This is a genomic window from Streptomyces sp. NPDC006207 (genome assembly GCF_040613835.1).
GTDB lineage: Bacteria > Actinomycetota > Actinomycetes > Streptomycetales > Streptomycetaceae > Actinacidiphila.
Map to the genome: position 1 here is coordinate 112,508 of NZ_JBEXSX010000003.1, position 25,956 is coordinate 138,463.

Genomic DNA, 25,956 nt, shown 5'->3' on the forward strand with positions numbered 1-25,956 from the left:
TGGATTACTCCCCTTCCACACGCATGATGCTGGCGACGCCCCGGACGGTGTCGAGCTTGCGCAGCGCCTCGACGGTCGCCGCGAGCGCCGCGTCCGGCGCCCGGTGGGTGACGACGACGAGCGACGCCTCCCCGCCCTCCCGTCGCCCGCCACCACCCTGCTCGACGACGACTCCGTCGCCGCCGCCCGGATTCCTTCCCTGCTGACGAACGGTGTCGATCGACACCTGGTGCTCGGCGAAGACCGTGGCCACCTGGGCCAGGACACCCGGTTTGTCCGCCACGTCCAGGCTGATGTGGTACCGCGTCACCACGTCACCCATCGGGCTGACGGTGAGCTGCGCGTACGCCGACTCCCCCGGCCCGGTGGTGGCGGCCAGCTTGTTGCGGCAGGTCGCCACCAGGTCGCCCAGCACCGCGGAGGCCGTCGGCGAGCCGCCCGCCCCGGGGCCGTAGAACATCAGCTGGCCGGCGGCCGCGGCCTCCACGAAGACCGCGTTGTACGCCTCGCGCACGCTGGCCAGCGGGTGCGTCAGCGGGATCATCGCCGGGTGGACGCGGGCGGTGACCGAACGGCCGTCGGCGCTGCGCTCGCAGATCGCCAGCAGCTTCACCGTGCAGCCCATCTTCTTGGCCGAGGCGATGTCGGACGCGGTGACCTCGGTGATCCCCTCGCGGTGCACGTCGTCGATGGTCACCCGGGTGTGGAAGGCGATGCCCGCCAGGATCGCGGCCTTGGCGGCGGCGTCGAAGCCCTCCACGTCGGCGGTGGGGTCGGCCTCGGCGTAGCCCAGCGCGGTGGCCTCGTCCAGCGCCTCGGAGTAGCCGGCGCCGGTGGTGTCCATCTTGTCGAGGATGAAGTTGGTCGTGCCGTTGACGATGCCCAGCACCCGGTTGACCTTGTCGCCGGCCAGCGACTCGCGCAGCGGGCGGATCAGCGGGATGGCGCCGGCGACCGCGGCCTCGTAGTAGAGGTCCACCCCGTGCTCGACGGCCGCGGCGTGCAGCGCGGCGCCGTCGGCGGCCAGCAGCGCCTTGTTGGCGGACACCACGCTGGCGCCGTGCTCGAAGGAGGTGGTGATCAGGGAGCGGGCGGGCTCGATGCCGCCGATCACCTCGACGACCACGTCGATGTCCCCGCGTTTGACCAGGGCGGTCGCGTCGGTGGTGAGCAGCTCGGCGGGCACGCCCGCGCGCACCCGGTTGGGCCGCCGTACCGCGATGCCGGCGAGCTCCACCGGTGCGCCGATCCGCGCGGCGAGGTCGTCCGCGTGCGTCGTCATGATGCGCGCCACCTCTGAGCCGACAACACCACAGCCCAGCAGCGCCACCTTCAGCGGACGCGTACGCATCATCCGACCTCGCTTCGCGGTTTACGGCTTTTCAAGCCTCTTGGACGGTCCCAGTCTCACGCACCGGACGGAAGTTTCCACGTGCTGTCCGGATCGCGAGACCGGTCTCCTTCTATGTGAGATTTCACGTCAGCCGACGTCGAGACGCAGGAGATCTTCTTCCGTCTCGCGCCGGACGATCACCCGGGCCTCGCCGTCCTTGACGGCGACCACCGGGGGGCGCAGGGCGTGGTTGTAGTTGCTGGCCATCGAGCGGCAGTACGCACCCGTCGCCGGCACCGCCAGCAGGTCGCCGGGCGCCAGGTCGGCGGGGAGGAAGGCGTCGCGCACCACGATGTCGCCCGACTCGCAGTGCTTGCCGACGACCCGGCTCAGCATCGGCTCGGCGTCGCTCGACCGCGACACCAGCGCGACGCTGTACTCGGCGTCGTACAGCGCGGTGCGGATGTTGTCCGACATGCCGCCGTCCACGCTCACGTACGTCCGCAGGCCCTCCAGCGGCTTGATCGTCCCCACCTCGTACAGGGTGAACGCCGTCGGGCCCACGATCGCCCGGCCCGGCTCGACCGACAGCCGCGGGACGGCGAGCTCCGCGCCCCGGCACTCGCGGGAGACGATCTCCCCCAGCGACTTGGCGATCTCGTGCGGCTCGCGCGGGTCGTCGTCCGGGGTGTACGCGATGCCGAGGCCGCCGCCGAGGTCGATCTCGGGCAGCTCCACCCCGTGCTCGTCGCGGATCTGCCGCAGCAGGCCGGTCACCCGGTGCGCCGCCACCTCGAAGCCGGAGGTGTCGAAGATCTGCGAGCCGATGTGCGAGTGGATGCCGACCAGTTCGAGCGAGTCCAGGCGCAGCACCCGGCGCACCGCCTCGGCCGCGTCCCCGCCGCCCAGGGAGAAACCGAACTTCTGGTCCTCGTGCGCGGTGGCGATGAACTCGTGGGTGTGCGCCTCGACGCCGACCGTGACGCGGACCTGCACCCGCTGCCGCCTGCCCAGCTTCTGCGCGGCGTCCGCCACCCGGACGATCTCCTGGAACGAGTCCACCACGATCCGTCCCACCCCGGCCTCGACGGCCTGGCGGATCTCCTCGGTGGTCTTGTTGTTGCCGTGCAGCGCGATCCGGTCGGCCGGCATCCCCGCGGACAGCGCCACGGCCAGTTCCCCGCCGGAGCACACGTCGAGGTTGAGCCCCTCCTCGTTCAGCCAGCGCACCACGGCGCGGGACAGGAACGCCTTGCCCGCGTAGAAGACGTCGGCGTCCGCGCCGAAGGCCTCGCGCCAGGCACGGCAGCGGGCCCGGAAGTCGGCCTCGTCCAGGATGTAGGCGGGGGTGCCGAACTCCTCCGCGAGGCCGCGGACGTCCAGTCCGCCGACGGTGGCGACGCCCTCGGCGTCCCGGGTGACGGTACGGGCCCAGACCCGGGGGTCCAGGGTGTTCAGGTCGGCGGGCGGCGCCGCGTAGTGACCCTCGGGGAGGACGTCGGCGTAACGGGGCCCGGCGGGGTGTGCGGAACGGCTCATCGTCTCGTGCTCTCTGCTCTCACAGGTGTCGGGGGGCGCTGATGCCGAGCAGGGTCAGGCCGTTGGCGAGCACGGTCCCGGCGGCGTCGGCGAGCGCCAGGCGGGCCCCGTGAACGGCCGAGGGTTTCTCCTCGCCCTTCGGCAGCGCCGGGCACTCGTCGTGGAAACGGAGGAAGGCATCAGCCGTGCGCTCCAGCAACCGCGCCACCCGGTCGGGTGCGCCGTGCCGGGCAGCGGCCTCCACGGTGCGGGGGAAGTCGGCGATCAGGCCGAGCAGTTCGGTCTCCGCGGGATCCCGGCGGCCGGATTCGGCGCCGGGTTCCAGGCCCAGGTCGTGGGCATTGCGCAACAGGGCCCGGCTTCGGGCGTGAGCGTACCGGACCCGGAACAGGGGGTTGTCCTCGCGCTGCGCCAGGTGCGCCGCGGGGTCGGTGCGGGGGGCGTCCTCGGCGGGCGGGCGCAGCAGCGCCCAGGCGGTGGCGTCGGCGCCGAGGCTGCCGGCCAGCTCGTCCGGCGTCTCCCGTACGGGGTACGGCCGCCGCGCGGGCGGCTCGATGCCGGTGGCCGCGTGGAGCCGGCGGAGGGCGGCGGCGTAGGCGTCGGCACGGCCCTCGCCGCTGGGTGCGGGGAGGGCCGCGGCCTCGTGCTCCCCCACCCCGTAGCGGTGGCCCTGCTCGCGTACGAGATCGACGAGGGCCTCGTGGGACTCCCCCTGGAGGGTGATGTTGAGGAACCCCGGTGCGGCGACGTCCACCCGGGCGATGCCGGGGGCGGCGGCGAGCCGGCGGCCGATGACGTCCGCGACGGCGAGCGGCGCGACGCCGGTCAGGGGGGCCAGCTGCAGGGCCACGTTCGTGGCGTAGTCCCCGCACCCGGGCCGCGGCGGCCTGCGCACGACGACCCGCTCGGGCACCGGGCCCGCGAGGCTGAGCTCGTCGGCCTCCACGGCACGACGGACCGTGGCGAGCACGGTGTGGGAGAGCTCAGCGGGGGTCACAGACGCAAGCGTAGGCGAGGAGGGGGGTACCGACGCGAACGGGTTTCACCCTTTGGTCATCCCTGGTCACCCGCCGTCAGGCAGTGCCCGGGGTGCCCGCCGACGCGCCTTGCTGGGGTGCGTCGACGTCCTTGTCGACGAGCCCGCGCACCACGCTGAGCAGCTCGCCGGGCTCGAAGGGCTTGCTGAGGAAGGCGTCCACCCCGGCGGCGACGCCGCGCTCCACCTCGGCCTGGGTGCAGGCGCTGACCACGACGATCCGCACGTCACGGGTGCGGGGGTCCGAGCGGAGGCGGGCCGCCGTCCGTATCCCGTCCAGCCGCGGCATGACGACGTCCAGGGTCACCACATCGGGGCGCACCTGCTGCACCACGTCCAGGCATTCGGCACCATCGGCCGCGGTCACGACCTCGAAGCCCTCCAGCTCGAGGTTGACCCTGATCAGCTGCCGGATGACCTTGTTGTCGTCGACGACAAGCACCCGGCCGGACTCGCCCGGCACATTCAGAGCCTAGGCGCGCCGGATCGGATGCGTCCGCGTTTTCCCCATTCCTTCCCCGACCGGGGGACCCCGCACCGGTGCGCCGGACACGCGCCGCCGCCATGGGCTATGCCACCGGCACGCGGCGCGGGGCACGCCCGCCACCCCCTCCCCACCCGCAACCCGCCTCCCCGGAAACCCTGTACACGGACACCCCTTCCAGGCTGGTAAGGTTTCACCCGTCGCCGCCACAGCGGCCGACACGCCCCCGTAGCTCAGGGGATAGAGCAACGGCCTCCGGAGCCGTGTGCGCAGGTTCGAATCCTGCCGGGGGCACCTCGCACGAGGTGCCAAAAGACCCCGCCACCAGCCAAGACGCTGAGTGCGGGGTCTTTGCGTATGCGCAGGCGTATGCCGCCGAAAGTGGCCATAGGACGGGGTCTGTGGACAGTACGTGGACAGGATCTTGGGACATCGGCCCAGGTCAGCCCCCGAAAACGGCGAAGACCCCCGGACAGCTCCAGGGGCCAGGATCGCAGAAGTCCGGGGCATCACTCGTACTCGCGCAGCAGGTCCTCGATGCGGCGGTTGGCGACCTCCTGCCGGCCATCGATGCACTTCGCGTACCGACTCAGCAGCACCTCCACACTGTTGCCCGCCCGTTCGGCAACCTCGGTGGCGTCCACGCCGGCGTTCAGCCAGGTCGACAGCGCTGAGTGCCGCAGGTCGTAGGGACGCCGGGCGAGCGGTGAGGCGGCCACAGCCGGCGGCAGCGCCAGTAGCCGAGCCTCCTGCCAGGCCCGGTAGTAGGAGGACGAGGAGACCACTCCCCCGCCCTCACTGAAGAACAGCCGCCCGTCGCCGGCCGTACCGAAGGTGTCGAGGTGTTCCCGGAAGATCGCCACCAGCTGCGGGGGAATCGGCACCCGCCGCACATCCTCGGCCGGCCGGTTCTTCAGCCCGCGGTCGTCGTGGCTCTCCCCCGAGTCGGTCCACTGCTTCCCGACGCTGGGGCGGGTGCGGTGGAGCAGGGCAGAGCCCCAGCCGGACGGGGGCAAGGTGAGGTCGGTATCGGCGAGGCCGACCGCTTCGGCCGGACGCAGGCCCCCGAAGTACATCGCGGCGAACAGGCCCACCAGGCGCCGGCCACGGGCACGTCGGTAGCCGCCGATGTACGACATGGCGTACAGCAGGGCACGGGCCTGATGAGGGTTGGCGACGACCCGGGGGTCTACCTCGCTGGAAACCTTGGGTTTTTGCCACCGGACGCTGGCTAGGGGATTCTCCGGAAACTCGCCCAGGTCGACCGCGTAATGCATGGCGTTGACGAGCGTCCGTCGCTTCCGGCGCACGGTCTCGGCAGCCGCGGCAGTGCCGTCCAATTTGAGCTTGAGGGAATCGAGCACGGCACGGCCGATCACCGGGTCGCCGAGATCAGCCAGCGGGCGTGAAGCCTTGGATACCCAGTGCAGCGTATTGGCGATCTCCGCAGGCAGCTCCCGATCACTCGGGCCCGGCAGGACGAAAGCCCAGTTCCGTAGAGCCTTGCGGAGCAGTTCCTCCGGCGGCCGGCCGAGACGATCGTCCAAGAGCGCCACGGTGACCGAAGCCAAGGATTCGTTGATCCCGACACGCGTGTTCGGCGCGGCATGCGGCCACTTCATAGCCAGGTACCTGAGCGCGAAGTCGTACCAGGTCAGCGTGGGCCCCTTCTCAGCCATGGACCCAGGGAGACCGCTGCCAGCATCAAACTCTTCGCCGTCGTGGGCGGCCCGCAGAATCTTAGAGCGGAAATTTTCGGCGAGACCCTTGGTCCGGAACGTATCGGAGAATGCCTGGCCGCCCACGGACCAGCGCACGTTGTAGGACGGTGTCTTGGTGTTCCGTTTACGAACGGCCCACACCTTCACGTCGAGAGACTTCACGCGGCGGTCCCCTTCAGCTGGCGCAGCCAAGCCACGAAGTCGCTCCGCCAAACTCTCAGCTCCCCATTCGGCAGTTTGAAAGCGTCCGGGCCGTTACCCAACTCGCGCCAGCGGTAGAAGGTACGGCGCGAAACACCTCCCAGCTCCGCGAGGATCTGCGGAACGGTCATCAGCTCGTCTTTCACAGGACACCTCGCTCCAGGGTCAGTTGGTCGCGCAGGGCTTCGCGGGCGGTTTCGCGGTTGATGCGGATGTCCCGGGCGATCGACGCGGCCAGGACCGATTCACCGGGGGTGTGGCCGTGACCGGCGTATTGCCAGTCGGCCAGGACGAGCACGGTGGGGTCCTGGTCGAAGTCGAGGAGGCCGAGGGCGTCACGTTGCTGGGCGGCGCGGTAGTCGGCGCGGATCTGCCGGAGGGCGCCGAGGGTGGTGGAGTAGCGCCGGGACTTGGTCGAGAAGTGGCCGCGGAAGCCGAGCATGTGCGCCCAGGCCCACAGCCGCCGGTCGGGATACAGGCCGTCCAGGTCCCAGCAGGCCTGAATCAGGCGGCGCGCGTGGTCGGGAACGCCGTGGCGGTCGAGTTCGGCCAGTTCACCGATCCGTCGGTCCAGGGTGCCAGTGGTCTCGGCCGCTTTGGTCGCGTACTTGGCCACGTATGCGGCCACGGCTTGTTCGGTGATCTCGGCTCCGGCATCAAAGGCACGGATCGGGCGGATGTCGAGCTGGGTGCCCCAGCGCAGGGTGCAGGCGGGCTGGTCGCCTGCCGCGGGGGCGGTGATGGCGGTGTAGGCGTGGGTGGCGGCTGCGCGGATCGCGTCCTCCAGCAGGGCTGTGGTGGCCCAGGCCGGCGGCGTTGTGTCGGGGCCTTCGGGTCCGTCGACGCGGATGACGGCGTGGAAGTGGACGGCTCCGCGCTTCTGGAACTCGGCGACCTTTCCGTACGACAGGCGGGCGACGTCAGCAAGGGCCCTCTGGGAGAGTCCGGCGCGGGCGGCGATCTCGCGGCGGAGCCGGTTGATAAAGCGAACCCACAGCTCTCCAGCGTGGTTGTTGAAGAGCACTGCGGCGGCGTAGTCGTACGACTCTGGATTCAGCGGGGTGCCGAGTGTGAGGTCGTCGTCGCCGTGGGTGATACCACAGCGGCAGCGGCCAGTGTCGGGCTGGTTGTGGACCGGGCCGAAGGAGGGAGCGGTGAGGGTGGCGAAGACCCTCGGGTGGTCGCGAACGGTGACAGGGATGCCTTTGGCCTCGTCTCCAGCGAGGCCGGCGCGGACGAGGTGGTAGGTGTCAGCGGCGTAGACCGTGGCACAGGGCTTGCAACGGGATGCGCGGCGGTTGCCGCAGGCGATCCGTAACCGCCCGCCGGGTTCGTCGGCGGTGGTGTAGGCGTGCAGGGTTTCGCCCGTGGTCTTGTCCTTGACCGCGGTCCAGCCGCGCAGGTGGACGGGGTTGCCGCAGCCTCCGGCGCGGTGGATCTGGTCTTCCCAGCGGTGGAAGTCCGGGGCCCCGGCCACCCGCAGGAGATCCCGCAGGGTGACCGGGTCCAGCCCGGTCGGTGCCGTCACAGTCATGCGCAGCCCTTGACGAGACGACCGACGTGGGCGGCCCGATCGCCGGTGCCCTGGCAGGCAGGGCAGACGGCACGGAGGGTGGCGCGGGAGCCGTCCGGGAGGCGGGTGCCGGTAGTGATGACGACGACGGGGAAGCCGTCGCAGTGACCGCAGACACGGGCGCCAAGGCGAGGATTCGCGGGCATGATGAGGAAGCTTTCGGGTCCGTTGGATCTGGGAGGGAGCAAGGCGCCCGGGGCGGTCGATGCTTGGCGGCGTGTGCCGCCCCGGGGGCCCGTCAGCGCTTGTGCTGGCCGTTGAGCAGGGAGCGCAGGACGACGGCGCACACCGCGACCGATGCGGCGGTGATGGCGACGGCGAGCAGGAGCGAGACCAGGACAGTGCCGATGACCAGGACCGCGGCAGTTCCGCCGGCGACGACGGCGATCAGGGCTCCGGGGGTCAGTTGCACGGTGGGCCGGGCCGAGTTGACCGGGACCTGCGTCGACGTGTACGTGGGCTGCACAACGCCGGTGGTCGTCGGCGGTGTGATGACGCTGGTGACGGTCGGATTGGTCGGGATCTTGGGACGGAGCATGGGTGTTCTCCTCTCGGGTCTACTTGGTGGTGCCGTTGACGATCTCGACGCCGGTGCGGGTGCCGGAGTCGACGGCGGGGGCGAGGAAGGTGTCGGCGAGGTAGAAGCCGCCGAGGACCAGGACCAGGACGAGCCAGGTCGGGACTCGGGTGAGCTTGAGGCCGAAGTAGCCGAGGGCGGCCAGGACGGCGATCAGCGGCAGGTGGACGGTTATGGCGTTGGGCTCCTCTCAGGCGATGCGGCAGCGGTGGGTGCGGGCGGCGAGCGTGGCGGCGGCCCGGCTGGCGTAGTCCGAGGACCAGCCGCAGCGTTCAGCCGTGCACACCGCGGCGTGCCGGCTGCGGCCGTAGGGGTCGCGGAAGGTGCCGATCTGGACGGGGCCGACGTGAGCAATCGAGTGGAACTGGTCGCGGCGGGCCATGGTGGATTTCCTCTCAGGTGAGTTGGGCGGCGATGGCGGCGGCGAGCGGTGCGGGGACGCCGAGCCGGGCGCGCAGGGTGTCGGTGTCGATCTCGGTGCCGGTCGCGGCGCGGTGGGCGTCGGCGACCTTGCGGGCGTACGCGAGCAGCGCGGCTGGTACCGGTGGTGCGGGCGGCGCTGGCAGTGCGGGCGGGGCAGGCTCGGGACCGCCGACGACTTCCCGATGCGACTCGACCGCGGTGACGGGGTCGGGGTCCGGCTCAATGGGTTCGGCGGCAGCGGCGGGAGCCGGGGTGTGGACGAGGAGGGTGCCGCCGAGGAAGGCCAGGGCGGGCCAGCCAGCCACGAGGATGCGCAGCCAGGCGGGCACGGCAGCCAGGTCCAGCAGTCCAGCGGTGGCGACGTTCGCCCCTAGCGACGCAGTCAGGGCTACGGCGAACCAGAACCAGGCGGCGCGGACCGGACCGTGGGCGGCGCGGAGGAGGCGCAGACGTCGCCAGGCGGCGACCAGCAGTAGGTCTACGGAGACGGGGTAGGCCCAGGCTTTCCAGCCGTGCTGTCCGGCTGCTTCAGCGATGTCGTGGAGGTGGGCGAAGGACAGGGCACCGGCGATCACGGCCTGTACCAGCACGGCATCCGGCCGGAGTTTCGAGCGCATCGCGGTTCCTCCTTCCAGGGGTCTTGGGTCGGTGCCGGGCGGGGTGTGGTGGCCGGCCGCCCGGCACCGGGGGTCAGTCGGGGTCGGTGGCTTCGCCGGAGCCGAGGCAGGTGAGGCAGATGCCGGACTGCCGGTGATCGGTCTCAGCGCGGGTACGGCCGACGCGTGCCGGGACGGCGACTTCTCCGGTGCCCTTGCACACCGGGCACGCGTCCGGCGCCGGCGCTTCGGGGGCGGGAGTCTTCTTGCGTGTGGGCATGGTGGTCACCGGCCCTTGACGCGGTCGGCGTTAGTGCGGGCGTTGACGGCGATCGCGGCGGCCTCGGTGTCGTCGGGCCGGGTCGCGGCGATGCGCTCCAACAAGTCGGCCTTGCGGTCCATCAGCGCGGCCAGGTCGCCTTCGCCGGTGCGGCGGTGGGCGTTCAGGTCGGCGAGGAAGGCGGAGATCTCAGAGATGGAGGGGCCTGTCATCGGGCACGTCCTCTCGTTTCTGGCATGGCGGGGCTAGGGACCTGGCGCGGGGCGGTCGCGCCAACCGTTGTTCGGGGGTGCTTCAGGCGATCACGGGCACCGGCTTGGCCAGAACCGGGGTCTCGACGTCGCGTAGCGGGCGGAAGGCGGCGAGAGCGGCCGGCTCGGGCGTGAGGTGTGCGTGCTCGTTGCAGGCGGTGACAGCCTGGCGGAGCGTGGTGTGGGGGGTTCGGGTGCGGACCCAGCCGCCGGAGGAGTCGCCGCAGATCGCCAGGCCGGGGCGGTTGGTGGGGATGGTCTGGACGGCGAGCACGGCGTCGGGGTTGATGTCGCCGAAGGCCATCTTGGCGGAGGCTTCGTCGTTGACGCGGTGCGCGACGCGGCCGGTGAGCTGGGCACGCAGCATGGTGATTCCGTCGCCGAGTTCGGAGCCGAAGCGTTGTCCGCAGATCTCCAGGTAGATGCCGGCGGCGCGGCCGAGCTGGGCCAGGCGGACCAGCGCAGTGACGATCCGCTCGCGGCGCTTCTTCTCCGCCGTGGTGGACCACAGGGCGAGTTCGGCGACCTCATCTATGAGGACGACGATCGGCGTCGGTCGCTCCTCTTCCGACAGGCCCCAGATGTCGGAGGTGATCTCCGCGTCCGGAGTGTCGGCGCTGATCCGTTGTTCGCGGCGGATGACCTGGTAGGTGTCCGCCATCATGGCCACGAGCACTTCGAGCAGGTCGGCGGCATCATCAGGGTTGTCCGCCAATGCCGAGAAGCGGCGTGCCAACGGGGCGAGTTCGACACCCTGCTTGCAGTCGATCCCGACCAGGGCGACCCGCTGCGAGGCCAGTTCGCGCACGAGGTTGCGCTGATAGACGGACTTGCCGGACTGGGTGGCCCCGAGGTTCAGGGCGTGCGGTGTCTCGCGGTAGTCGCGGTAGTGAACCGTGCCGTCATCGCGAAGCGCGACCGGAATCCGCAGGACCCCGCGATCGTCGCGGACGGGCATCTGAACCCGCTTGAGGACGTCGTAGCCAGTCATGGCGACCTCGACCACCCCAGCCTTGATCTCGCGGGAGTTGACCCCGTGCATCCGAAAGGAGTGCCTCAGGCGGTCGGTGGCGGCGGCCACGTCGAAGGCGTCCTGACCGGGCCGGAGCCGAAGGCGCAGCACCAGGCCTGTACGGGTCACCCGGATCCGGGACAGCCGAGCCGGCTGGTCCGGTGGGACGTCGGTGTTGGTGGCGCGGGCCCACATCAGCCGGATCCGGGACGGCGGAACGGTCAGCCCGCAGGCCTCCATCACCGAGGCGTAGGTGAACCGGATCCGTACGACGGCGATCAGGGCGCCGATGGTCAGCCAGTACCAGGCTGGACGCCGCCAGCGCAGGACCAGCACCCCGGCTCCGGTTAAGCCGGCCAGCACGGTGAGCCAGGTTCCCGACATGGCGCTCAGCCCTGCCCGTTCGCGGCGGCCGGGACGAGCGCGGTGACCGCGGCAGCGCGGAAGCTGATGCCGTGCCGCTTGGTGCCGTTGAACTCGTTCTCCCACGGCCGGGCGACCAGGCCGGTCAGCGCGACCGGGGTGCCCATGACCAGGTCGCCGGAGATGTCGGGCTCGGCGACGGTCACGGTGATGACCTCGGCGGAGCCGTAGGCCGCGTACATGACGTCCACGGTCATCAGCGTGTGCCCGGTCTCCGGGTCCATGGCGATCACACCGTTCTTCTTGTCGCGCATCTTGATCTGCGGGGGCTGGGCGACCATCACGGCCGCGGCGGAGGTGTCGACGGGGATCTGACGCATGATGGAACTCCCTTTCAGGGGACGGGGAGCGGCGGACTGCTTGGCGGTAGGGCGCCGCTCCCTGGTTTGTGTTGAGGGTGAGCGTGCAGCGAAGCGTCACGTCTCACTGTGATGCAATACGTTCTAGATCACAAGAGGGTTGGGTGTATCACCTCGATCTGACTCGCACTAATCGGTAGCCTCGGTACATGAGCGTCCGTTCCGATGACCCCAGACCGCCCAAGGTGCAAGTTGCCGCGATCCTGCGGGATGAGATCACCTCGGGCCGGATCGCACCGGGTCAACGTCTGGACTCGGTGCGGGCACTTGCCCTCCGATTCGGCATCGCCTCCCAGACCGTGACGAGCGCTCTGAAGATCCTGATCGAGGAAGGCGTCATCCGGTCGGTGCCAAACCGGGGGTACTTCGTCCAGTCACCGACCGACGAGCCTCAGGGATCGTCCGAGTACCAGGCGATCGTGAAGCGGCTGGACGAGGTCAGCGAGGCTGTCCGCCTCCTCACAGATCGGGTGGCCGACCTTGAGGGAACAGTTGGGCGTGACGGGAAGTAGCGAGCGCGCGAACGGCGTCGATTCGCTCGACCAGGTCGCGGACGTCGCCGGCCAAGCGGTTGAGCCGCGCCGCCAGGTCCTGCAGCTCTTCCGGGCTGAGTTCCCTGGTTCCCGGCTTCGGGGGTGTGCTCTCCATGCCTTCGAGTCAACCGCCAACGCGGGCGCACCACCATGAACGAGCGGTGCAGCACCAGTGCGCTTGTAAGGCACTTGCCATGCACATCAGCGACCGGCTTACGGTGGGAGTCCATCAGTGGACGTGATCGAGGTCTGGAACGGCCAGTACGCCTGCACCTTGCAAGCCGCCCTGCGAATGACCAACGAGGCGTTCGCAACCCACCTCGGCATCGGCATTCGCACGGTCGCCACCTGGCACGCCGACCCGACCATCGTGCCCCGAGCTGAGATTCAGCAGCTACTCGATTCCGTCTACGAGAAGACGTCCGCAGCGGTACGCCAGCGGTTCCAACTCCTCACCGCCAGCAGCACCGCCCACGACTCCACGCCGACCGCGGCCAGCGTCCCTACCGCACAGGCCCTACGAGTCGCCATAGCCGTCGTGATCCGCGCCGAAGACGTCCTGATGGTCTGCCGCCGATCCGACGACGCGGGCGGCATCACCTGGCAGTTCCCCGCCGGAGTCGTGAAGCCGGGCGCCAAGCCCGAAGTCGCGACCGTCCGCGAAACCCTTGCAGAGACCGGCGTTCACATCGCCGTACGGCAGCACCTCGGCAGGCGCCTACACCCGATCACCGGCGTCATGTGCGAGTACTTCCTGTGCGAGTACCTGGCCGGAGAGGCCCACAACAGCGACGTGTTGGAGAACGTCGACGTCATGTGGACGCCCAGAAACTCAGTTACGCGATTCATCCCCATCGATAGACTCTTTCCGCCGATCTTGGCCGCTCTGGAGGAGCAGACATGACGCAGACCGACGAACAGCCCGGCATCTCCGCCGCGATCGTGGTCCAGGAGGGGCGCGTCCTGATGGTCCGGCGGCGGATGCGCGAAGGCGAGCTGTCCTGGCAGTTCCCCGCCGGAGGCATCGAAGCCGGCGAGAGCCCCGAGGAAGCCGCCGTGCGGGAGACTCTCGAAGAGACCGGGCTCACCGTGAGCGCCATCAAGCTCCTGGGCGAGCGCGTCCACCCCAAGACGAAGCGGCTGATGTCCTACACCGCCTGCGACGTCGTTTCCGGCACCGCGCACGTAGCCGACGAGGAAGAGCTCGCCGAGCTCGCATGGGTCGCGCACGCCGAGATCCCCGAGTACGTGCCGTACGGGCTGTTCGAGCCGGTACAGGACTACCTCGACGGCGCACTGGCCAAGTAGCTGATCAGGCCAACAACCAGTTCCGACGATCACGAGCCACGGCGTAGACCGCTTCGATCTGCGCCGGGCTCAGCTTCCCCCGAGTGCCCCCAGGGCCGAGACCTCGCGCTCTCTGCGGATCACCCGCACGTCAAGGAGCGAGGGAACCACCTCCACTCTCGCCGCACCGACGAACACCAACACCGGATCAACATCAACGCGGACGCCGGCGCGTTCGAGGACGCCAGCAACCCGCTTCGCTTCGGCACGGCTTTTCCTGACATACGGCACCGGGGCACCGCGGTTGACCGTCACAGCGGTATCTCCGACCCAGACTCGTTTCCTACGGTGATGCTTGGTGTTGATCGTGAAGATGCCCCCGGGGCCGATCAGCAGGTGATCGATGTCCACGTCTCGCGGCAGCGGGACGGAGTGGAGCACACGCCAACTTGCCGACGCCAGTCGCTCCAGCTCCGCACCAACGGTGCGTTCACCAGCGAGCCCGGCCCGCCAGGAGTCACTATCCGACTTGCGTCCGAGCAGTGAGAGCAGCCGAGCGAACCGGCTCGGAGACAGCTCGGCAAGCTTCGCGCGCAGGGCCTCCCCCGGCCGATTCAAGGCAAGGTCGTGCTCCGGCGGAACGTCCACAGGGTGTGGATGCGCTGCCGCAGGCGGACTTGCCACAGGCGGCTGAACGCCAGCCACATGAGGCACAAGTGCGTCCAACGCGGCGTCGCGGTATTGGTCGACCAGGATCTTGATCTCTCCGGTCTTCTGATCGAACCACGCGACGCTCTCACCACTGGCTAAGTTCACGTACAGCCGATCTTGCCCATACCGCTTCCACGGCTGGACCGACAGATCGCTCATGCCCCACCCCCAGGAGACCTCGAACCGCCAAGGTGATGGGACCAGCCAGGGGCAACGCGCACAAGAAGCCGATCAGCCGATTCGAGCGCGGTGGGACTTTCCCTACTAGATCAAGGCCCGCGCACGGCGCGGGCGCGCGCCGCCTCTGCGGCGCGGCCTGCCTCCTGTCTTCGCCCCGGCTGACCGCGCCCGGCGGCGCGCTCGCAGCTGCGAGCATGAAGTGGGGAGACACCCTCTGTGGCTGGGGCGGTCGGCTCCACGGCTTTAGGCAGCCACTTTGGGGCGAGCCTCTAAGATCTTGGCCCCAACGTCGTGCTTTACCGGGCAGATCCACAGATTGCCCGACTCGCCAGCAGCTTACGGGGCCAAGATCACTCGCCCCAAAGCAGCTCCAGCCCAAAGCCGCTCCACCGACCTACGCGAGTCGAAACCAGGCCCATGCCCACTACAGGGTCAGGCCTGACTCGTTTCCTTGGCCTCCAGAGCATCGGCGACGGCTGCGAACTCTTCCAGGGCAGCGGTGAGATCTTCGACGATCTCGCGGGCAATAACGTCGGGGGCAGGCAGGTTGTCGAGGTCTTCAAGAGACTCGTCCCGCAGCCAGGTAATGTCCAGATTGACCTTGTCGCGGACAATTAGCTGGTCGTAGGTGAACGACTTAAATCGTTCGGACTCAACACGTTCCTCTAGGGGCTGGCCTGGCTTGGCAGACTGGACGAAGTCGTCCAGGTGCCCGCGGGTCAGTGGGTTCTTCTTGAGCGTGAAGTGCTTGTTGGTTCGCAGGTCGTACACCCACGTCTTCGTCGTCCAGGGGGTCTCGCTGGCCGGCTTCTTGTCGAAGAACAGCACGTTCGCCTTCACGCCCTGGGCGTAGAACACCCCGGTGGGCAGGCGCAGAATCGTGTGCAGGTCGAAGTCGTTCAGCAGACGTCGGCGCAGCGCCTCCCCGGCCCCGCCTTCGAACAGCACGTTGTCCGGCAGCACCACCGCGGCTCTGCCGTTGATGTCCAGGATCGTCATGATGTGCTGCAGGAAGTTGAGCTGTTTGTTGCTCGTGGTGACCACGAAGTCGTTGCGCTCGATCTCCCGGTCCTCGCGGGCCTCCCTGCCGTCGGCGCCCACCATCGTGATCGAGGACTTCGTGCCGAAGGGCGGGTTGGCCAGCACCACCGACCAGCGCTTACCAGGGTCGGCGACCAGGGCATCCTTGACCTCGATCAGCGACTCGCCCTTGGCGTCGCCCATGCCGTGCAGCAGCAGGTTCATGGCAGCCAGGCGGGCGGTGCCGTCCACGATTTCCACGCCGTGCACGAACGACGCCTTCAAGTGCTGACGCTGCTCGGGGTTCATGTGCGCGGCGTCCTTGGAGGCGTACTCGTGGGCGCCCAGCAGGAACCCACCCGTGCCGCAGGCCGGGTCGACCACCGTGTCCTCCACGGTGGGCCGTACGACATCGACCATCGCGGAGATGACCGATCGCGGGGTGAAGTACTGGCCCGCCCCCGACCCCTTGTCGCTGGCACCCTTCGACAGGAGGGCCTCGTAGGCGTCGCCGTTGATGTCGCCGCCGCCCGACCAAGTCTCCTTGTCGATCAGATCGTGGATCAGCCGCTTGAGGATCGCCGGGTCCTGCACCCGGTTCTGCGCCTTGCGGAAGATCGTACCCAGCATGCCCGGCTGGCGGCCCAACCCCTGCAGGATCAGCGTGTACTGGGTCTCCAGGGCTGCACCCTCGGTATCCAGCAGGCGCTGCCAGGAGTACTCCTCAGGGACAATCTGCTCGGGCTTGAGCGGCCGGTTGGCACGCTCGTGCGCCATCTTCAGGAACAGCAGGTAGGTCAGCTGCTCGGTGTACTCCAGCACGCCCACCCCAGCGTCCCGCAGCACGCCCGCGTACGTCCACAGCTTGTCGACCAGCCAGCGAGTGTCCGCCACGTGGTTGTCCTTCCATAACCAGGGATTTCGCCCTGCAAGATCAAAATGTTCTGCCAGCAGGTCAGACCGAGCGGCTGTTCTCCCACTGCCGGTAGGTCACGCCCTCGTCGGCCTTCCAAACATCGGGGCCACGGCTCGCGGACAAGCCCTGCACCACAGCTCCCGCCGCGGAGGCAAGGTGAACACGACGTCACGCGTCGTACGAGCCTTGCCGTCCGTGTCCACGACGATCGTGCCGTCCTCGTATACGCCGGTCTTCTGCGCTTCAAGACACTTATGAATCCGGCCGAGGGCAGTGCGGGGACCGCGCAGGATGTGGCCGATCCAGTTCAGAATCTCGGCCGTCATCAGCCCGCCCGGGTGCCGTCGACCAGGAACAGGCGTACTTGCTTGCCAGTCATCAGAACAGCGCTCCCTCGGGCACCGCAGCCTCGGCCGAGGTAACGGCGGCCCCCTCGACCTGCTCGGCATCGGGGGCACCAGTCAGACGCCCCGAGAACGCAGCGGCGAGAATCGCACGGCGCAGCGAGCCAGCCCGGGCCTGCTCCCACTCGACTTGCCTGGACAAGCGTTGGACTGCTGCGTTGTGCTCGCCCATCCTCTCCAAGATTGTCTGTTGTGCGGGAAGGTCTGGGGTCGGGACAAGGATCTTCTGCAGGTCCTTCTGGCTGACCTTGTAGATGCCAGCGGTGGTGCGCGCGGTGGACTCGATCTGGCGGCGCACAACACGCGAGTTCCATGCCAAGGAGAGGTACTCCGGAAGCACCTTTGTATGGTCAGGTCGGATTCGGATCATCGTGTCGGGGAAGGCGACAGCATCTGGCTCGTCGACGACCATCGCGGCACGGCCAACAAGGCGGATGCTGCCGTTCCCTCTGGCGACAAGAACGTCGTCTTGCGCGACAAGGAACGGTGAGGCCTCCTCAGCCGTCCAACGACCGATCTTGCATTCCCCCAAGTCGATCCGCCCGTTCTTCAATGCGGTCAGGCGCAGCACCGGAAAGCCTGAATCCGCCGTGGGGACGGAGCGCCCGTTGCTCAGCTTTTCAGCGATCAAGCTGTCCAGGCGGACCGGTTCGAGCCCAACGAGCTCGCCTGCAGACGCGAACATAGCGTCGCCAATGATCGAGAGACGCTGGGCTGCGACGTTGAGGTAGTCGGTGCCCGCGTCGAGGCGGGAGAGGTAGTCCTCCAGCACCTCGACGATCCGCTCTTGCTCAGTCAGCGAAGGAACAGGAATACCAACCGTGGCAAGGTTCTTCCTGGACACACGTTTACGCGTCGTTCCCGACTGGAGCGATGCAATGCATTCGTGCACGTGAGGTGAGTTGATCGCCCACATCAAGTACCGAGGATCAAGGTCATCGCGCGCTGGGCGTAGGATCGCGACGTCGACAGCGGTGACCGCTCGCCCGATGTTTTCCGGGACAAGGCAAGCCCGTCCAATCGGGTCCGGCATACGCGCGATGAGCACATCGCCGGGCTGCAGGAAGGTGCATCCCAGGCGCTTTGCCTGGTCCTCCCTCATCCACCGATTGCTCCGGTCACGGAATTCGCCAACCCCAACGTCTGCCAACTGCGTGAGCCGAACGGTCCCGTCCGGGTCTTGGTCCTTGGACTCGACCCAGTCTCCGTCAGTGAAGAGACCTCCGCGTGCGAGGTCATTCACGCTCTCGGTACGCCACCCGGCGGGCAGGTCGGTCACGCGGTCAGCTCCTTGTTCAGGGTCTCCACGAAGGTGCCGGCCTGGTCGCCCAGGTCTCGCAGGGCCCCGTCGATGCCACCGCGCTCGTCGAACGGGGCACCGTCGAGTTGGTCGACGTCGATCCCGGCCGAAGAGGCGATCACGTCCGCCATGTTGTCCAGCCACCACTTCTGTGTCTCGGTGAAGACGATGCCGGCCTGTTCCTGCTGCCGTAGCCAGCCCTGGTACCGCTCGTGGACCTTGTCCGCGTACGGCACCAGCTCGTCGTCACCCGTAAGAGTAAAGCGCAACAGGGACACCAGATCCGTGACCTGGGCATTTGTGTTCGGCCGGACCCGGCCTTTCTCCACCTGCTCGTAGGCCTCCCACAGCCGCTGAGGGGTCCACTGGTGCGGCGGCCGGGCGATCCGGTCGGCCAGTTCCTTGATCTGGGCGAACGTGCTCCCGGCAGGCTTGGTACCGGATTCCTCAGCCTGCTGCAGAACCTGGATCGCGGAGATCTCGCTGCGGTGCTCGTCCAGGTAGGCGCGCCAGTCCGTGACGATCTCGCGGGCCTTGTCCTCGGCGCCGACGCCGTAGGCCTCGAGCAGGGTGTCGGGGTTGGTGTCGTCGATGATCTGGTCGTGCTGGCGGCGTAGCTCCATGATGCGCGTACGCAGCTCGGGGTTGGCCGCCAGCGGGGCGATGGCCTTCTCGAGCAGGTCGTCGACCACCTGTTGAGGCTCCGCGCCTTCGCCGGCAGCAGCGACGGCTTCGGCCTGCTGCCCGGGGTCGCAGGCCTCGACCAGCTTCTTGACGATCTTCTCGAGGGGTTGGCCGGCGACCTTGTCGAGCTCGGCCCGCTCGGCAGAGGTAACCTGGAGCTCCAGGGCTGCCAGGCGGGAGGCAAGGGTTGCGGTCTCGTCCTCGGTGATCGTGAGGCTTGCGGCCTTGCTCAGGAGCTTTTCCAGGCTGATGCCCTTCTTGCGCATCAGTGGTGGGTCCACGAAGTCGTGTTCAGTGACGCCGATGGCGTCGACGATGACGAATCTCGTCTTCTCCTGCGCGGCCGGGCTCGTCTGAGAGTCGGGGGTGACGGCCTGGAAGTCGGGTTTGGGCATCGTGCGCGCCCCGCGGCCCTTCATCTGCTCGAAGTACTGCGCCGAGCGGACATCGCGCATGAAGAACACGCACTCCAACGGCTTGACGTCGGTGCCTGTAGCGATCATGTCCACCGTGACCGCGATCCGCAGCCTCGCGGAAGTGCGGAAGGCCTGCAGGTGGCCTTCGGGGTCCTTGGCCTGGTAGGTGATTTTTGTGGCGAAGTCGTTGCCCTTGCCGAAGACCTGCCGTACCTGCGTGACGACTTCCTCGGCGTGGGCGTCGTCCTTGCAGAAGATTAGTGTCTTGGGGACCGCGGTCCGGCCGGGGAAGATCTCGGTGAACAGCCGGTCGCGGAAGGTCTCCAGGACGGTGCGGATCTGGTTGGGGTTCTGCACGGCCCGGTCCAGCTGGCTCTTCTTGTACTCGACGTCCTCGTCGATGGCCTCGATGCGCTGGATGCGGGTGCGGCGGTCGACCTTGGGCACGAATGTGCCGGCCTCGATCTTCGCGCCGTTCTCCGAGATCTCCGTCTTGATGCGGTAGATGTCGAAGTCCACGTTCACGCAGTCGGCCACCGATTCGGTGTACGTGTATTGCGAGACAAGGTTCTGGCGGAAGAACGCGAACGTCTGCTTGCCCGGTGTGGCCGTCAGCCCCAGGATATGGGCGTCAAAGTACTCCAGGACGCCCTTCCACACCCCGTAAATGGAGCGGTGGGCCTCGTCCACGATCACCAGGTCGAACGACTCCGGCGGCATGTCCTTGTTGTAGGCGATCTCCACCGGGGCGTCCGGCACGAAGCTGTCCAGCGTCGGGTCGTCGCCCTCGGGGACGTCCTTGCCGCGCAGCACGGAGTAGACGCGCTGGATCGTGGAGATCACCACATTCGACGACTCCAGCATGCCCAGACCGGTCAGCCGCTGGACCGAATACAGCTCGGTAAACTTCCGGCCGTCGTCCGGGGTCTCGTAGTTGCTGAACTCAGCAGCGGTCTGCTTGCCCAGGTTGTTGCGGTCCACCAGGAACAGCACCCGCTTGAACCCTGCGTGCTTGAGCAATCGGTATGACAAGGTCACGGCGGTGTGCGTCTTGCCCGCACCGGTGGCCATCTGGATCAGCGAGCGGTCTGCACGCTGGGCCGCCAGCGAAGCCTCGGTCCCGGAGATCGCTTCGGTCTGCGCGGGCCGCAGCCGTTCCACATTCAGCGGCGGCATGCGCCGCACCTTTGCCCGCCAGGTCGGGAAGGCGGGATCCTCCTGTGCCTCCCGAACTATACGCGCGAGGGTGGCCGGCTTGGGAAAGTTGAAGATCTTCCGGGCACGCGGCTCCGGGTCGTAGCCGTTGGTGAAATGAGTCTCCGACCCGGAGGCCTCGAACACGAACGGAATGCGGTCACCCACCGTGTGCGCGCGCTTGCGATGCTCCGGCGGCAGGCCGGTGGCGTACATCGCCGACTGCCACTCCACACCTGACAGGGTCGTGCCCTGGGGTTTGGCCTCGATGACCCCGACAACCTTCTTTTGCACGTAGAGCAGGTAGTCGACCCGGCCGTGGCCCTGTGCCATGACGACCTCGCGTACCGCGACGCCGTGCACACCGAGCTCACCCGCGAACAGGTTCATCGCCTTGCGGTCCTGTACCGCCCAACCAGCAGCAGTCAGCTGCTGGTCGATGAGGGCACGTGCGCGGGCCTCCGCTGGGAGGCGGGAATCGTGATCCTGGCTGTTCATCGCTTCCTCAGTGTCGGTATCGGGAACGTTGCCAACTCTGTGGCAGGCACTGGCGGTTCACGTAAGCCGTAGCTCGTTGGCGCAATACTCGTCCGATCACCCCAGCTCAACAGCACAACGCTGCGGAGGTTGGATTCGAACGGGTAAACAGCACACAGGTTCAGCAACTCCTGCAGGTGCAGACCCGATCCGCCGGGGGTCTCGACGGCGCCCCGGACTTCGACCAGAAGTAGGCTCATGGAGAGAGCAGCATCCATAGGCGTCGGTTGACCACCCAGCCAACAGCCTCTCGCCACCGCCCCTGTCCCCCGTCAAGAAGCACCCGACCGTCAGCGAAGATGTCTCCGGCTGGTGATGCGGGGATATTACAGCAGCTTCACATGTGAACGAGTGGTCTCTTCACACTTCGAGGTGGAGACAACTGGGCAGGGGAGGCGCCCTCTTGACGTGGACCATCCATGGACAAGGAACCGCCCCTTGCACGGCTAGAGCACGTGACCTGCATATATGTCCAAGCCTCAAAGGGCCTCCGGAGCCGTGTGCGCAGGTTCGAATCCTGCCGGGGGCACCTCGCACGAGGTGCCAAAAGACCCCGCCACCAGCCAGAACGCTGGATTCGGGGTCTTCGCGTATGCGCAGCCGTGTGCCGCCGCAAGTGGCCGTAGGACGGGGTCTGTGGACAGTACGTGGATAGGATCTCGGGCCATCGGCCCAGGTCATCGGGGACTTTCGAGCACAGGCTGTCCCGCTCGACATGGAGACGAGTCCTGATCTCCCCCGGTCGCTGCGGAGTTGCGGCCTTGCTGATGCTTGGATCATCCGCATGACGGACTGGTCTCGGCTCCACCACGCCTACGGCACCGCAGAAGACATCCCGGGCCTACTCGCCACGGTCACCCCGGACCCACAACACGCCGGCTGGAACGATCTCTGGTCCCGGCTGTGCCATCAGGGCACTGTCTACTCGGCCAGCTATGCAGCACTGCCGACTCTGACCCGGCTTGCGCGCGAGTGGTCGGCCGCGGACCGGCGGATGCCGCTCATCCTGGCCGGCGCCATCACGGCCAGCACGGATCAGCCATACGGCGACGAAGATCCGCGAGCGACCCACGCCTCGGAGATTTCCGACCTCGTGGAACTAACGCAAGAAACCCTTCAAGACCCCGGACTCGCCGAGGCTCCCTCGGAATACGCCTACCTGCTGGCGGCCCTCCTCAGCTTCGAAGGTGTCGAAGTCTGGAGCGAACAACTCGATGGGTTGAATGATGGGGAGTACGAAGTTCCCTGTCCCACCTGCGAATCCGAGAACTTCATCGTGTTCGGGGAGTACGGGTATTTTTCGACCACGGACAGCATGTACATGAATCAGACCACGGCACGAAGGCTGCCGCTACGGCCGCAGGCCCCCTCAACCCTGGAGGGGCTGGCGCAAAGGCTGTACGCCCGCGCCATGGCGGACGGTCATCCCGATATCGCTCACAAGCTGACCTACGTCTTCGGCACCGCGCAGTGCGCCGACTGTGATGCGGTCTTCAGCGTCGACGAAGCCATCGTTGCGCATTGGGGGTGAGGACTGCGCCCGACGGGGCAAGCCGGAAGCAGCGAGGACCCCAGGCATGACACCAGGGGCCCTCGGCAGAGAGCGGCCGCATCACGCGTACTCGCGCAACAGCTCCACGATCCGGCGGTTCGCAACCTCCTGCCACCGTCGATGCGCTCGACGTATCTCGCCGGACTTCACCACGTCACTTGCCCCAGTACTTGCTCAGCTGACCTTCCATGAAGGGATGCGGGCTCGCGCTCACTTCGCCGGCGAAGGGGTGTTCAAGTACGAGGACGAGGGTGAGGCTCAGGCCTACCAGCAACGCGATCGACCCTACGAAAAGCAGCTGCACCTTGAGGCTCTCCACCCCGTAGAGCAAGGTGATCAGCATGACGATCAGCGCTCCCCCGTAGGTGAGGACCTCCAGGAGCGGGGGCAGATGTTGCGTTGCGGCCAGGATGCGGGTTCTACGCTGTGCGGTCACATCGTTCAGCCGCTCCACCGATGCGCTGTAGAAGGCCTCTTCGGATGCGTTTTTAGGATCATAATCCTGGAGGACTTCATACAATGCCTCAAGCTTGCCTGATGTCGCGCTGAGGCTGTTCTTTCCCTCGCGCATCAACGGCCACGCATCCTCCACGATAGCGTGGACGTAGTTCCCGATCGCACGGTCCAATTTCTGCTGCACATCGTCTGGAAAACCGTGGGCGTTGCGGGAAATCACAGCGAGATCTGTGGCCTCCGAAGTCACCACTGCTTGAACTTGCTCAAGGTCGGTCCACAAGGTCACGATGACGAAAGCAAGGACGATTCCGTAGATGGCCCCGAACAGTTCAAGTACCGTGCGCGACACATCATTGGTCACGCCATTGCTCAACTCAGGAAAAACGCGGCGCGCCACCAGGCAAGCGGCGAGCGACAAAACAACAACGCCGCCAACGATGAGGATCGCGAGGCTGGCCGTGTCCAGGTTGTTGAGTAGCCAAAGTCCCACGCAGGCGACTCTAACCAGCTCGCGGCCGCGTTCAGGGTCGGCACGACCAACGCCTACCGCTATCACCGAGGTAGTCGAAGTACTGCCCGCGCCGGCCTCGACGGTCGCAGAAGGCACCTAGTGCCGCAGGTCGTGCGGCCCGCGCCTTCAGGCGAGATGCACATCAGGACCATCAGGGTGATGCTGAAAGGAGAACGTCCATCCGATTGCAACAGGAGATCCCATGATGGACGCAGCCAAGACTGAGCTGTACGCAATAGACCTGACGGATGCGGAGTGGGTTACGAGCAGCTACAGCAACAGGTGGGACAAGACGTGTGTGGAGGTCGCAGACCTCGGCGGCGGCGCGGTTGCGGTCCGCGATTCGCAAAACAGGGAGTTGCCGCCGCTGCGATTCACCGCAGAGGAGTGGGCCGCGTTTCGACTGGGCGTGCGTGACGGCGAATTCGGCTAGAGACCTTGAGTGTTTGCCGCAGCCAGGACCGTCGGTTCCACCCAAGAGCCCCTTCGGCAACCGCCTCAAGTTCCGAAAACCCACGGCATCCTGAGACGACGGCGGCGCCGGACCCTACCCGGGGCCGGCGCCGCGTGACGGCAATGTGCGGTCGATCAGTGCCGTGCGGCGCCCTTGCGGCGGCGCAGCACCAGCACGGCACCCGCACCCAGCAGCAGCAGCGCGGCGAAGGCGATGCCACCGACCTGGGCGCCGGTCTCGGCGAGCCCGCCGCTCTCCGTGCCGGAGGAGTCGGAAGTGGACGGGGCGACGGTCGCGGAGGGCGAGCCGTTCGGCTGCTCACCGCCCGCCGAGCCGGAGGCCGACGGCGACGCGGAGCCCGAGGGTGAGCCGCTCGGCTGCTCACCGTCTTCCGGAGCGGAGGCGGACGGCGACGCGGAGCCGGAGGGCTCGGTCCCGCCGCCGTTGCCCTCGTCCTTGCAGTCGACCCAGAAGACCTTGTGCTTGGCGCGGCCGTGCTCTCCGTCGAAGTTCCAGAAGAGCTTGTAGTGGCCGTCCGCGAGCGCGAGGTTTTCGGTGCGCTCGTGGCCGGAGCCGTCGAGGGTGAGCGAGCCGGACTTCACCGTCTCGCCCTTCTGGCCGTCGGTCGGCGACCACCGCTCGATGGACCAGTCGGCCTTCTGGGCACCGTCGAACCGGAAGCCGTCGAGGTAGAAGGTGCAGACGTGCGGCTCGTTGTTGTGCAGCTCCTCGCCGGTCTTCGCGTCGTGGATCTTCACATTGCCGTTGTCGCCGGGGGCGTTGTGGGCGAGGGCGGCGGGCGCAAACAGCAGGGATGCTGCCAGGGCCGCCGTCGCCGCGCCTGCCGTAGAAAGGGCGCGCATGGGCGTACCACCTGTGGGGTGTGAAACGGAATGCGGGGGGAGGCGACCAGGCTCCACCTCGCCGACCAGCACGTCAAGGACTGGTTGACCTCATTAGTCGGACTACGCCACAACCGCCCCATAGGTCCGACATAACAATTACGCCACACCGTTCACCTGTGGAGAAGCGCATAGCAGCACGGCGGGCGGTTCGCGATCGTGCGTACCTGGGTACGGCAGGAGCCCGCCGTCGGTCACTCGTACTCGCGCAGCAGGTCCTCGATACGGCGATTGGCGACCTCCTGCCGCCCGTCGATGCACTTCGCGTGCCGGCTCAGCAGCACCTCCACGCTGTTGCCCGCCCGCTCGGCAACCTCGGTCGCTGCATGCCCACGGCGGAGCTGGTGGTCAGCGAGGCGGTCAGGCGTGGGCTTTGAGGGCGGCCAGGCGGGCTTCGATCTCTGCCGCGTCGCCCATGGTGTCGAGGCGCTCGAACTGGGCGTCGAGTGAGGAGTCGGCGAGTTCCTGCTGGCCGAGTGCCCTTGCCTCTTCGCGGCGGACTATCTCCTCGAAGCGGCTCAACTCGGACGTGGGATCGAGCACGTTGATGTTCTCGGCGGCGTCCAGCATCTGGCTCTGGGCCTGGGCGGTCTTGGCGCGGGCCACCAACTGGTCACGCTTGGAGTGGAGCTCCGTCAGCTTGACCTCCATCTGGGCGAGGCCGGACTTCAGTTTGTCGACGACCTCCCGCTGCATGGCGATCGTCGGCTCGGCGTCCTTCGCCTCGCGCCCGGCCTGGAGCTGGCGCTGCAGGGCCACCTTGGCGAGGCGGTCGTACGCGTCGGCCTCGGCTCCGGAACCGGCGGCCCGCAGCTCGTCCGCCTTTCGGCTGGCAGCAAGCGCCTTGGTGCCCCACTCGGTGCCCGCCTCCACGTCCTCCTGGTGGTCCTGCTCCAGGAGGCGCAGATTGCCGATGGTGGTGGCGACCGCCTGCTTGGCCTCGTCGATGTTGTTGCTGTAGTCGCGGATCAGTTGGTCGAGCATCTTCTGCGGGTCTTCCGCCTGGTCCAGCAGGGCATTGATGTTCGCCTTCGCCAGCTGTGCGACGCGGCCGAAGATCGTCTGCTTGGTCATGGGACCGACCCCTTCCT

Annotated in this window: 27 protein-coding genes and 1 tRNA gene; 6 read left to right on the top strand and 22 right to left on the bottom strand. The window is 67.7% G+C overall.

Going from position 1 to position 25,956, the window contains the following annotated elements:
* Window positions 1–4: 4 nt before the first annotated feature.
* From ABZ312_RS03185 to ABZ312_RS03200, 4 genes are all read right to left on the bottom strand, one after another.
* Window positions 5–1,354, bottom strand: coding sequence for a homoserine dehydrogenase (locus ABZ312_RS03185; protein ID WP_500325366.1), 1,350 nt, complete (start codon window positions 1,352–1,354; stop codon window positions 5–7).
* Window positions 1,355–1,480: 126 nt separating this feature from the next.
* Window positions 1,481–2,872: a diaminopimelate decarboxylase gene (gene lysA / locus ABZ312_RS03190; RefSeq protein ID WP_500358242.1), complete on the bottom strand. Its 1,392-nt coding sequence runs from the start codon at window positions 2,870–2,872 to the stop codon at window positions 1,481–1,483.
* 19 nt (window positions 2,873–2,891) lie between these two features.
* Window positions 2,892–3,869 (bottom strand): ArgS-related anticodon-binding protein NrtL, encoded by a 978-nt coding sequence (nrtL, locus tag ABZ312_RS03195; protein WP_500436296.1) that lies wholly within the window; start codon window positions 3,867–3,869, stop codon window positions 2,892–2,894.
* Between the two features lie 76 nt (window positions 3,870–3,945).
* Window positions 3,946–4,377 carry a response regulator gene (locus tag ABZ312_RS03200; protein ID WP_500325568.1) on the bottom strand — a complete coding sequence of 144 codons (432 nt, stop codon included), beginning with the start codon at window positions 4,375–4,377 and terminating at the stop codon, window positions 3,946–3,948.
* Window positions 4,378–4,614: 237 nt separating this feature from the next.
* Here ABZ312_RS03200 and ABZ312_RS03205 point away from each other — a divergent pair.
* Window positions 4,615–4,686, top strand: a tRNA-Arg gene (locus ABZ312_RS03205).
* 215 nt (window positions 4,687–4,901) lie between these two features.
* On the opposite strand, the gene ABZ312_RS03210 is transcribed toward ABZ312_RS03205, so the two are convergent.
* The 11 genes from ABZ312_RS03210 to ABZ312_RS03260 form a co-directional block, all read right to left on the bottom strand.
* Window positions 4,902–6,275, bottom strand: coding sequence for a tyrosine-type recombinase/integrase (locus ABZ312_RS03210; protein ID WP_500436298.1), 1,374 nt, complete (start codon window positions 6,273–6,275; stop codon window positions 4,902–4,904).
* Window positions 6,272–6,445: a helix-turn-helix transcriptional regulator gene (locus ABZ312_RS03215; protein WP_391578792.1), complete on the bottom strand. Its 174-nt coding sequence runs from the start codon at window positions 6,443–6,445 to the stop codon at window positions 6,272–6,274. The genes ABZ312_RS03210 and ABZ312_RS03215 overlap by 4 nt, the downstream gene beginning before the upstream one ends.
* Before the next feature lie 11 nt (window positions 6,446–6,456).
* On the bottom strand, window positions 6,457–7,848 hold the full coding sequence (gene repSA, locus ABZ312_RS03220) for a replication initiator protein RepSA (protein WP_500436300.1): 1,392 nt from the start codon (window positions 7,846–7,848) through the stop codon (window positions 6,457–6,459).
* Complete coding sequence (locus tag ABZ312_RS03225; RefSeq protein WP_500436301.1) at window positions 7,845–8,033, bottom strand: hypothetical protein; 189 nt, start codon at window positions 8,031–8,033, stop codon at window positions 7,845–7,847. The genes repSA and ABZ312_RS03225 overlap by 4 nt, the downstream gene beginning before the upstream one ends.
* A 92-nt stretch (window positions 8,034–8,125) precedes the next feature.
* Window positions 8,126–8,425 (bottom strand): SpdD-like protein, encoded by a 300-nt coding sequence (locus ABZ312_RS03230; protein WP_500436303.1) that lies wholly within the window; start codon window positions 8,423–8,425, stop codon window positions 8,126–8,128.
* Between the two features lie 229 nt (window positions 8,426–8,654).
* The gene (locus ABZ312_RS03235) at window positions 8,655–8,846 is read right to left on the bottom strand and encodes a mobile element transfer protein (RefSeq protein ID WP_354797553.1); all 192 of its coding nucleotides are present in this window, start codon (window positions 8,844–8,846) and stop codon (window positions 8,655–8,657) included.
* 13 nt (window positions 8,847–8,859) lie between these two features.
* On the bottom strand, window positions 8,860–9,504 hold the full coding sequence (locus ABZ312_RS03240; protein ID WP_500436305.1) for a DUF2637 domain-containing protein: 645 nt from the start codon (window positions 9,502–9,504) through the stop codon (window positions 8,860–8,862).
* A 73-nt stretch (window positions 9,505–9,577) separates the two neighbouring features.
* Window positions 9,578–9,763 (bottom strand): hypothetical protein, encoded by a 186-nt coding sequence (locus ABZ312_RS03245; RefSeq protein WP_500436307.1) that lies wholly within the window; start codon window positions 9,761–9,763, stop codon window positions 9,578–9,580.
* A gap of 5 nt (window positions 9,764–9,768) precedes the next feature.
* The gene (locus ABZ312_RS03250) at window positions 9,769–9,975 is read right to left on the bottom strand and encodes a hypothetical protein (RefSeq protein WP_500436309.1); all 207 of its coding nucleotides are present in this window, start codon (window positions 9,973–9,975) and stop codon (window positions 9,769–9,771) included.
* A gap of 82 nt (window positions 9,976–10,057) precedes the next feature.
* On the bottom strand, window positions 10,058–11,410 hold the full coding sequence (locus ABZ312_RS03255; RefSeq protein WP_500436311.1) for an FtsK/SpoIIIE domain-containing protein: 1,353 nt from the start codon (window positions 11,408–11,410) through the stop codon (window positions 10,058–10,060).
* A 5-nt stretch (window positions 11,411–11,415) separates the two neighbouring features.
* Window positions 11,416–11,769 carry an SCO3933 family regulatory protein gene (locus ABZ312_RS03260; protein WP_500436313.1) on the bottom strand — a complete coding sequence of 118 codons (354 nt, stop codon included), beginning with the start codon at window positions 11,767–11,769 and terminating at the stop codon, window positions 11,416–11,418.
* 188 nt (window positions 11,770–11,957) lie between these two features.
* Here ABZ312_RS03260 and ABZ312_RS03265 point away from each other — a divergent pair, with 188 nt between their 5' ends.
* The 3 genes from ABZ312_RS03265 to ABZ312_RS03275 all read left to right on the top strand — a co-directional run bounded on the left by ABZ312_RS03265 (window position 11,958) and on the right by ABZ312_RS03275 (window position 13,649).
* Window positions 11,958–12,320 (top strand): GntR family transcriptional regulator, encoded by a 363-nt coding sequence (locus ABZ312_RS03265; RefSeq protein WP_500436315.1) that lies wholly within the window; start codon window positions 11,958–11,960, stop codon window positions 12,318–12,320.
* Window positions 12,321–12,573: 253 nt separating this feature from the next.
* On the top strand, window positions 12,574–13,245 hold the full coding sequence (locus tag ABZ312_RS03270; RefSeq protein ID WP_500436317.1) for an NUDIX hydrolase: 672 nt from the start codon (window positions 12,574–12,576) through the stop codon (window positions 13,243–13,245).
* Window positions 13,242–13,649: an NUDIX hydrolase gene (locus tag ABZ312_RS03275; protein WP_500436318.1), complete on the top strand. Its 408-nt coding sequence runs from the start codon at window positions 13,242–13,244 to the stop codon at window positions 13,647–13,649. Before ABZ312_RS03270 ends, ABZ312_RS03275 begins: the two co-directional genes overlap by 4 nt.
* 69 nt (window positions 13,650–13,718) lie before the next feature.
* On the opposite strand, the gene ABZ312_RS03280 is transcribed toward ABZ312_RS03275, so the two are convergent.
* The 4 genes from ABZ312_RS03280 to ABZ312_RS03295 all read right to left on the bottom strand — a co-directional run bounded on the left by ABZ312_RS03280 (window position 13,719) and on the right by ABZ312_RS03295 (window position 20,951).
* Window positions 13,719–14,498, bottom strand: a complete 780-nt coding sequence (locus ABZ312_RS03280; RefSeq protein ID WP_500436320.1) for a nuclease-related domain-containing protein — start codon at window positions 14,496–14,498, stop codon at window positions 13,719–13,721.
* A 453-nt stretch (window positions 14,499–14,951) separates the two neighbouring features.
* Window positions 14,952–16,433 (bottom strand): class I SAM-dependent DNA methyltransferase, encoded by a 1,482-nt coding sequence (locus ABZ312_RS03285; protein ID WP_500436321.1) that lies wholly within the window; start codon window positions 16,431–16,433, stop codon window positions 14,952–14,954.
* Between the two features lie 400 nt (window positions 16,434–16,833).
* Window positions 16,834–18,138, bottom strand: coding sequence for a restriction endonuclease subunit S (locus ABZ312_RS03290; RefSeq protein ID WP_500436323.1), 1,305 nt, complete (start codon window positions 18,136–18,138; stop codon window positions 16,834–16,836).
* Complete coding sequence (locus ABZ312_RS03295) at window positions 18,135–20,951, bottom strand: type I restriction endonuclease subunit R (RefSeq protein WP_500436325.1); 2,817 nt, start codon at window positions 20,949–20,951, stop codon at window positions 18,135–18,137. The genes ABZ312_RS03290 and ABZ312_RS03295 overlap by 4 nt, the downstream gene beginning before the upstream one ends.
* An 823-nt stretch (window positions 20,952–21,774) precedes the next feature.
* Between ABZ312_RS03295 and ABZ312_RS03300 the strand changes: the two genes are divergently transcribed.
* Complete coding sequence (locus tag ABZ312_RS03300; protein ID WP_500436327.1) at window positions 21,775–22,521, top strand: hypothetical protein; 747 nt, start codon at window positions 21,775–21,777, stop codon at window positions 22,519–22,521.
* A 175-nt stretch (window positions 22,522–22,696) separates the two neighbouring features.
* Here the strand turns inward: ABZ312_RS03300 and ABZ312_RS03305 are convergent, their stop codons facing one another.
* Entirely contained in the window at window positions 22,697–23,488 is a 792-nt protein-coding gene (locus ABZ312_RS03305) for a bestrophin-like domain (RefSeq protein ID WP_500436329.1), read from the bottom strand.
* A gap of 223 nt (window positions 23,489–23,711) precedes the next feature.
* Between ABZ312_RS03305 and ABZ312_RS03310 the strand changes: the two genes are divergently transcribed.
* On the top strand, window positions 23,712–23,942 hold the full coding sequence (locus ABZ312_RS03310; protein ID WP_500325393.1) for a DUF397 domain-containing protein: 231 nt from the start codon (window positions 23,712–23,714) through the stop codon (window positions 23,940–23,942).
* Between the two features lie 155 nt (window positions 23,943–24,097).
* Here the strand turns inward: ABZ312_RS03310 and ABZ312_RS03315 are convergent, their stop codons facing one another.
* The gene (locus tag ABZ312_RS03315; RefSeq protein ID WP_500436331.1) at window positions 24,098–24,826 is read right to left on the bottom strand and encodes an LAVTG motif-containing sortase-dependent surface protein; all 729 of its coding nucleotides are present in this window, start codon (window positions 24,824–24,826) and stop codon (window positions 24,098–24,100) included.
* A 399-nt stretch (window positions 24,827–25,225) separates the two neighbouring features.
* Entirely contained in the window at window positions 25,226–25,939 is a 714-nt protein-coding gene (locus ABZ312_RS03320) for a PspA/IM30 family protein (protein WP_500325395.1), read from the bottom strand.
* Between the last annotated feature and the right edge of the window lie 17 nt (window positions 25,940–25,956).

Bases quoted from the DNA above. Each gene is read 5' to 3' on its own strand.
- ABZ312_RS03185 (WP_500325366.1), bottom strand. From the start codon at position 1,354: ATGATGCGTACGCGTCCGCTGAAGGTGGCGCTGCTGGGCTGTGGTGTT.
- lysA (WP_500358242.1), bottom strand. From the start codon at position 2,872: ATGAGCCGTTCCGCACACCCCGCCGGGCCCCGTTACGCCGACGTCCTC.
- ABZ312_RS03215 (WP_391578792.1), bottom strand. From the start codon at position 6,445: ATGACCGTTCCGCAGATCCTCGCGGAGCTGGGAGGTGTTTCGCGCCGT.
- repSA (WP_500436300.1), bottom strand. From the start codon at position 7,848: ATGACTGTGACGGCACCGACCGGGCTGGACCCGGTCACCCTGCGGGAT.
- ABZ312_RS03225 (WP_500436301.1), bottom strand. From the start codon at position 8,033: ATGCCCGCGAATCCTCGCCTTGGCGCCCGTGTCTGCGGTCACTGCGAC.
- ABZ312_RS03230 (WP_500436303.1), bottom strand. From the start codon at position 8,425: ATGCTCCGTCCCAAGATCCCGACCAATCCGACCGTCACCAGCGTCATC.
- ABZ312_RS03235 (WP_354797553.1), bottom strand. From the start codon at position 8,846: ATGGCCCGCCGCGACCAGTTCCACTCGATTGCTCACGTCGGCCCCGTC.
- ABZ312_RS03240 (WP_500436305.1), bottom strand. From the start codon at position 9,504: ATGCGCTCGAAACTCCGGCCGGATGCCGTGCTGGTACAGGCCGTGATC.
- ABZ312_RS03245 (WP_500436307.1), bottom strand. From the start codon at position 9,763: ATGCCCACACGCAAGAAGACTCCCGCCCCCGAAGCGCCGGCGCCGGAC.
- ABZ312_RS03250 (WP_500436309.1), bottom strand. From the start codon at position 9,975: ATGACAGGCCCCTCCATCTCTGAGATCTCCGCCTTCCTCGCCGACCTG.
- ABZ312_RS03255 (WP_500436311.1), bottom strand. From the start codon at position 11,410: ATGTCGGGAACCTGGCTCACCGTGCTGGCCGGCTTAACCGGAGCCGGG.
- ABZ312_RS03260 (WP_500436313.1), bottom strand. From the start codon at position 11,769: ATGCGTCAGATCCCCGTCGACACCTCCGCCGCGGCCGTGATGGTCGCC.
- ABZ312_RS03265 (WP_500436315.1), top strand. From the start codon at position 11,958: ATGAGCGTCCGTTCCGATGACCCCAGACCGCCCAAGGTGCAAGTTGCC.
- ABZ312_RS03275 (WP_500436318.1), top strand. From the start codon at position 13,242: ATGACGCAGACCGACGAACAGCCCGGCATCTCCGCCGCGATCGTGGTC.
- ABZ312_RS03280 (WP_500436320.1), bottom strand. From the start codon at position 14,498: ATGAGCGATCTGTCGGTCCAGCCGTGGAAGCGGTATGGGCAAGATCGG.
- ABZ312_RS03295 (WP_500436325.1), bottom strand. From the start codon at position 20,951: ATGAACAGCCAGGATCACGATTCCCGCCTCCCAGCGGAGGCCCGCGCA.
- ABZ312_RS03300 (WP_500436327.1), top strand. From the start codon at position 21,775: ATGACGGACTGGTCTCGGCTCCACCACGCCTACGGCACCGCAGAAGAC.
- ABZ312_RS03310 (WP_500325393.1), top strand. From the start codon at position 23,712: ATGATGGACGCAGCCAAGACTGAGCTGTACGCAATAGACCTGACGGAT.
- ABZ312_RS03315 (WP_500436331.1), bottom strand. From the start codon at position 24,826: ATGCGCGCCCTTTCTACGGCAGGCGCGGCGACGGCGGCCCTGGCAGCA.
- ABZ312_RS03320 (WP_500325395.1), bottom strand. From the start codon at position 25,939: ATGACCAAGCAGACGATCTTCGGCCGCGTCGCACAGCTGGCGAAGGCG.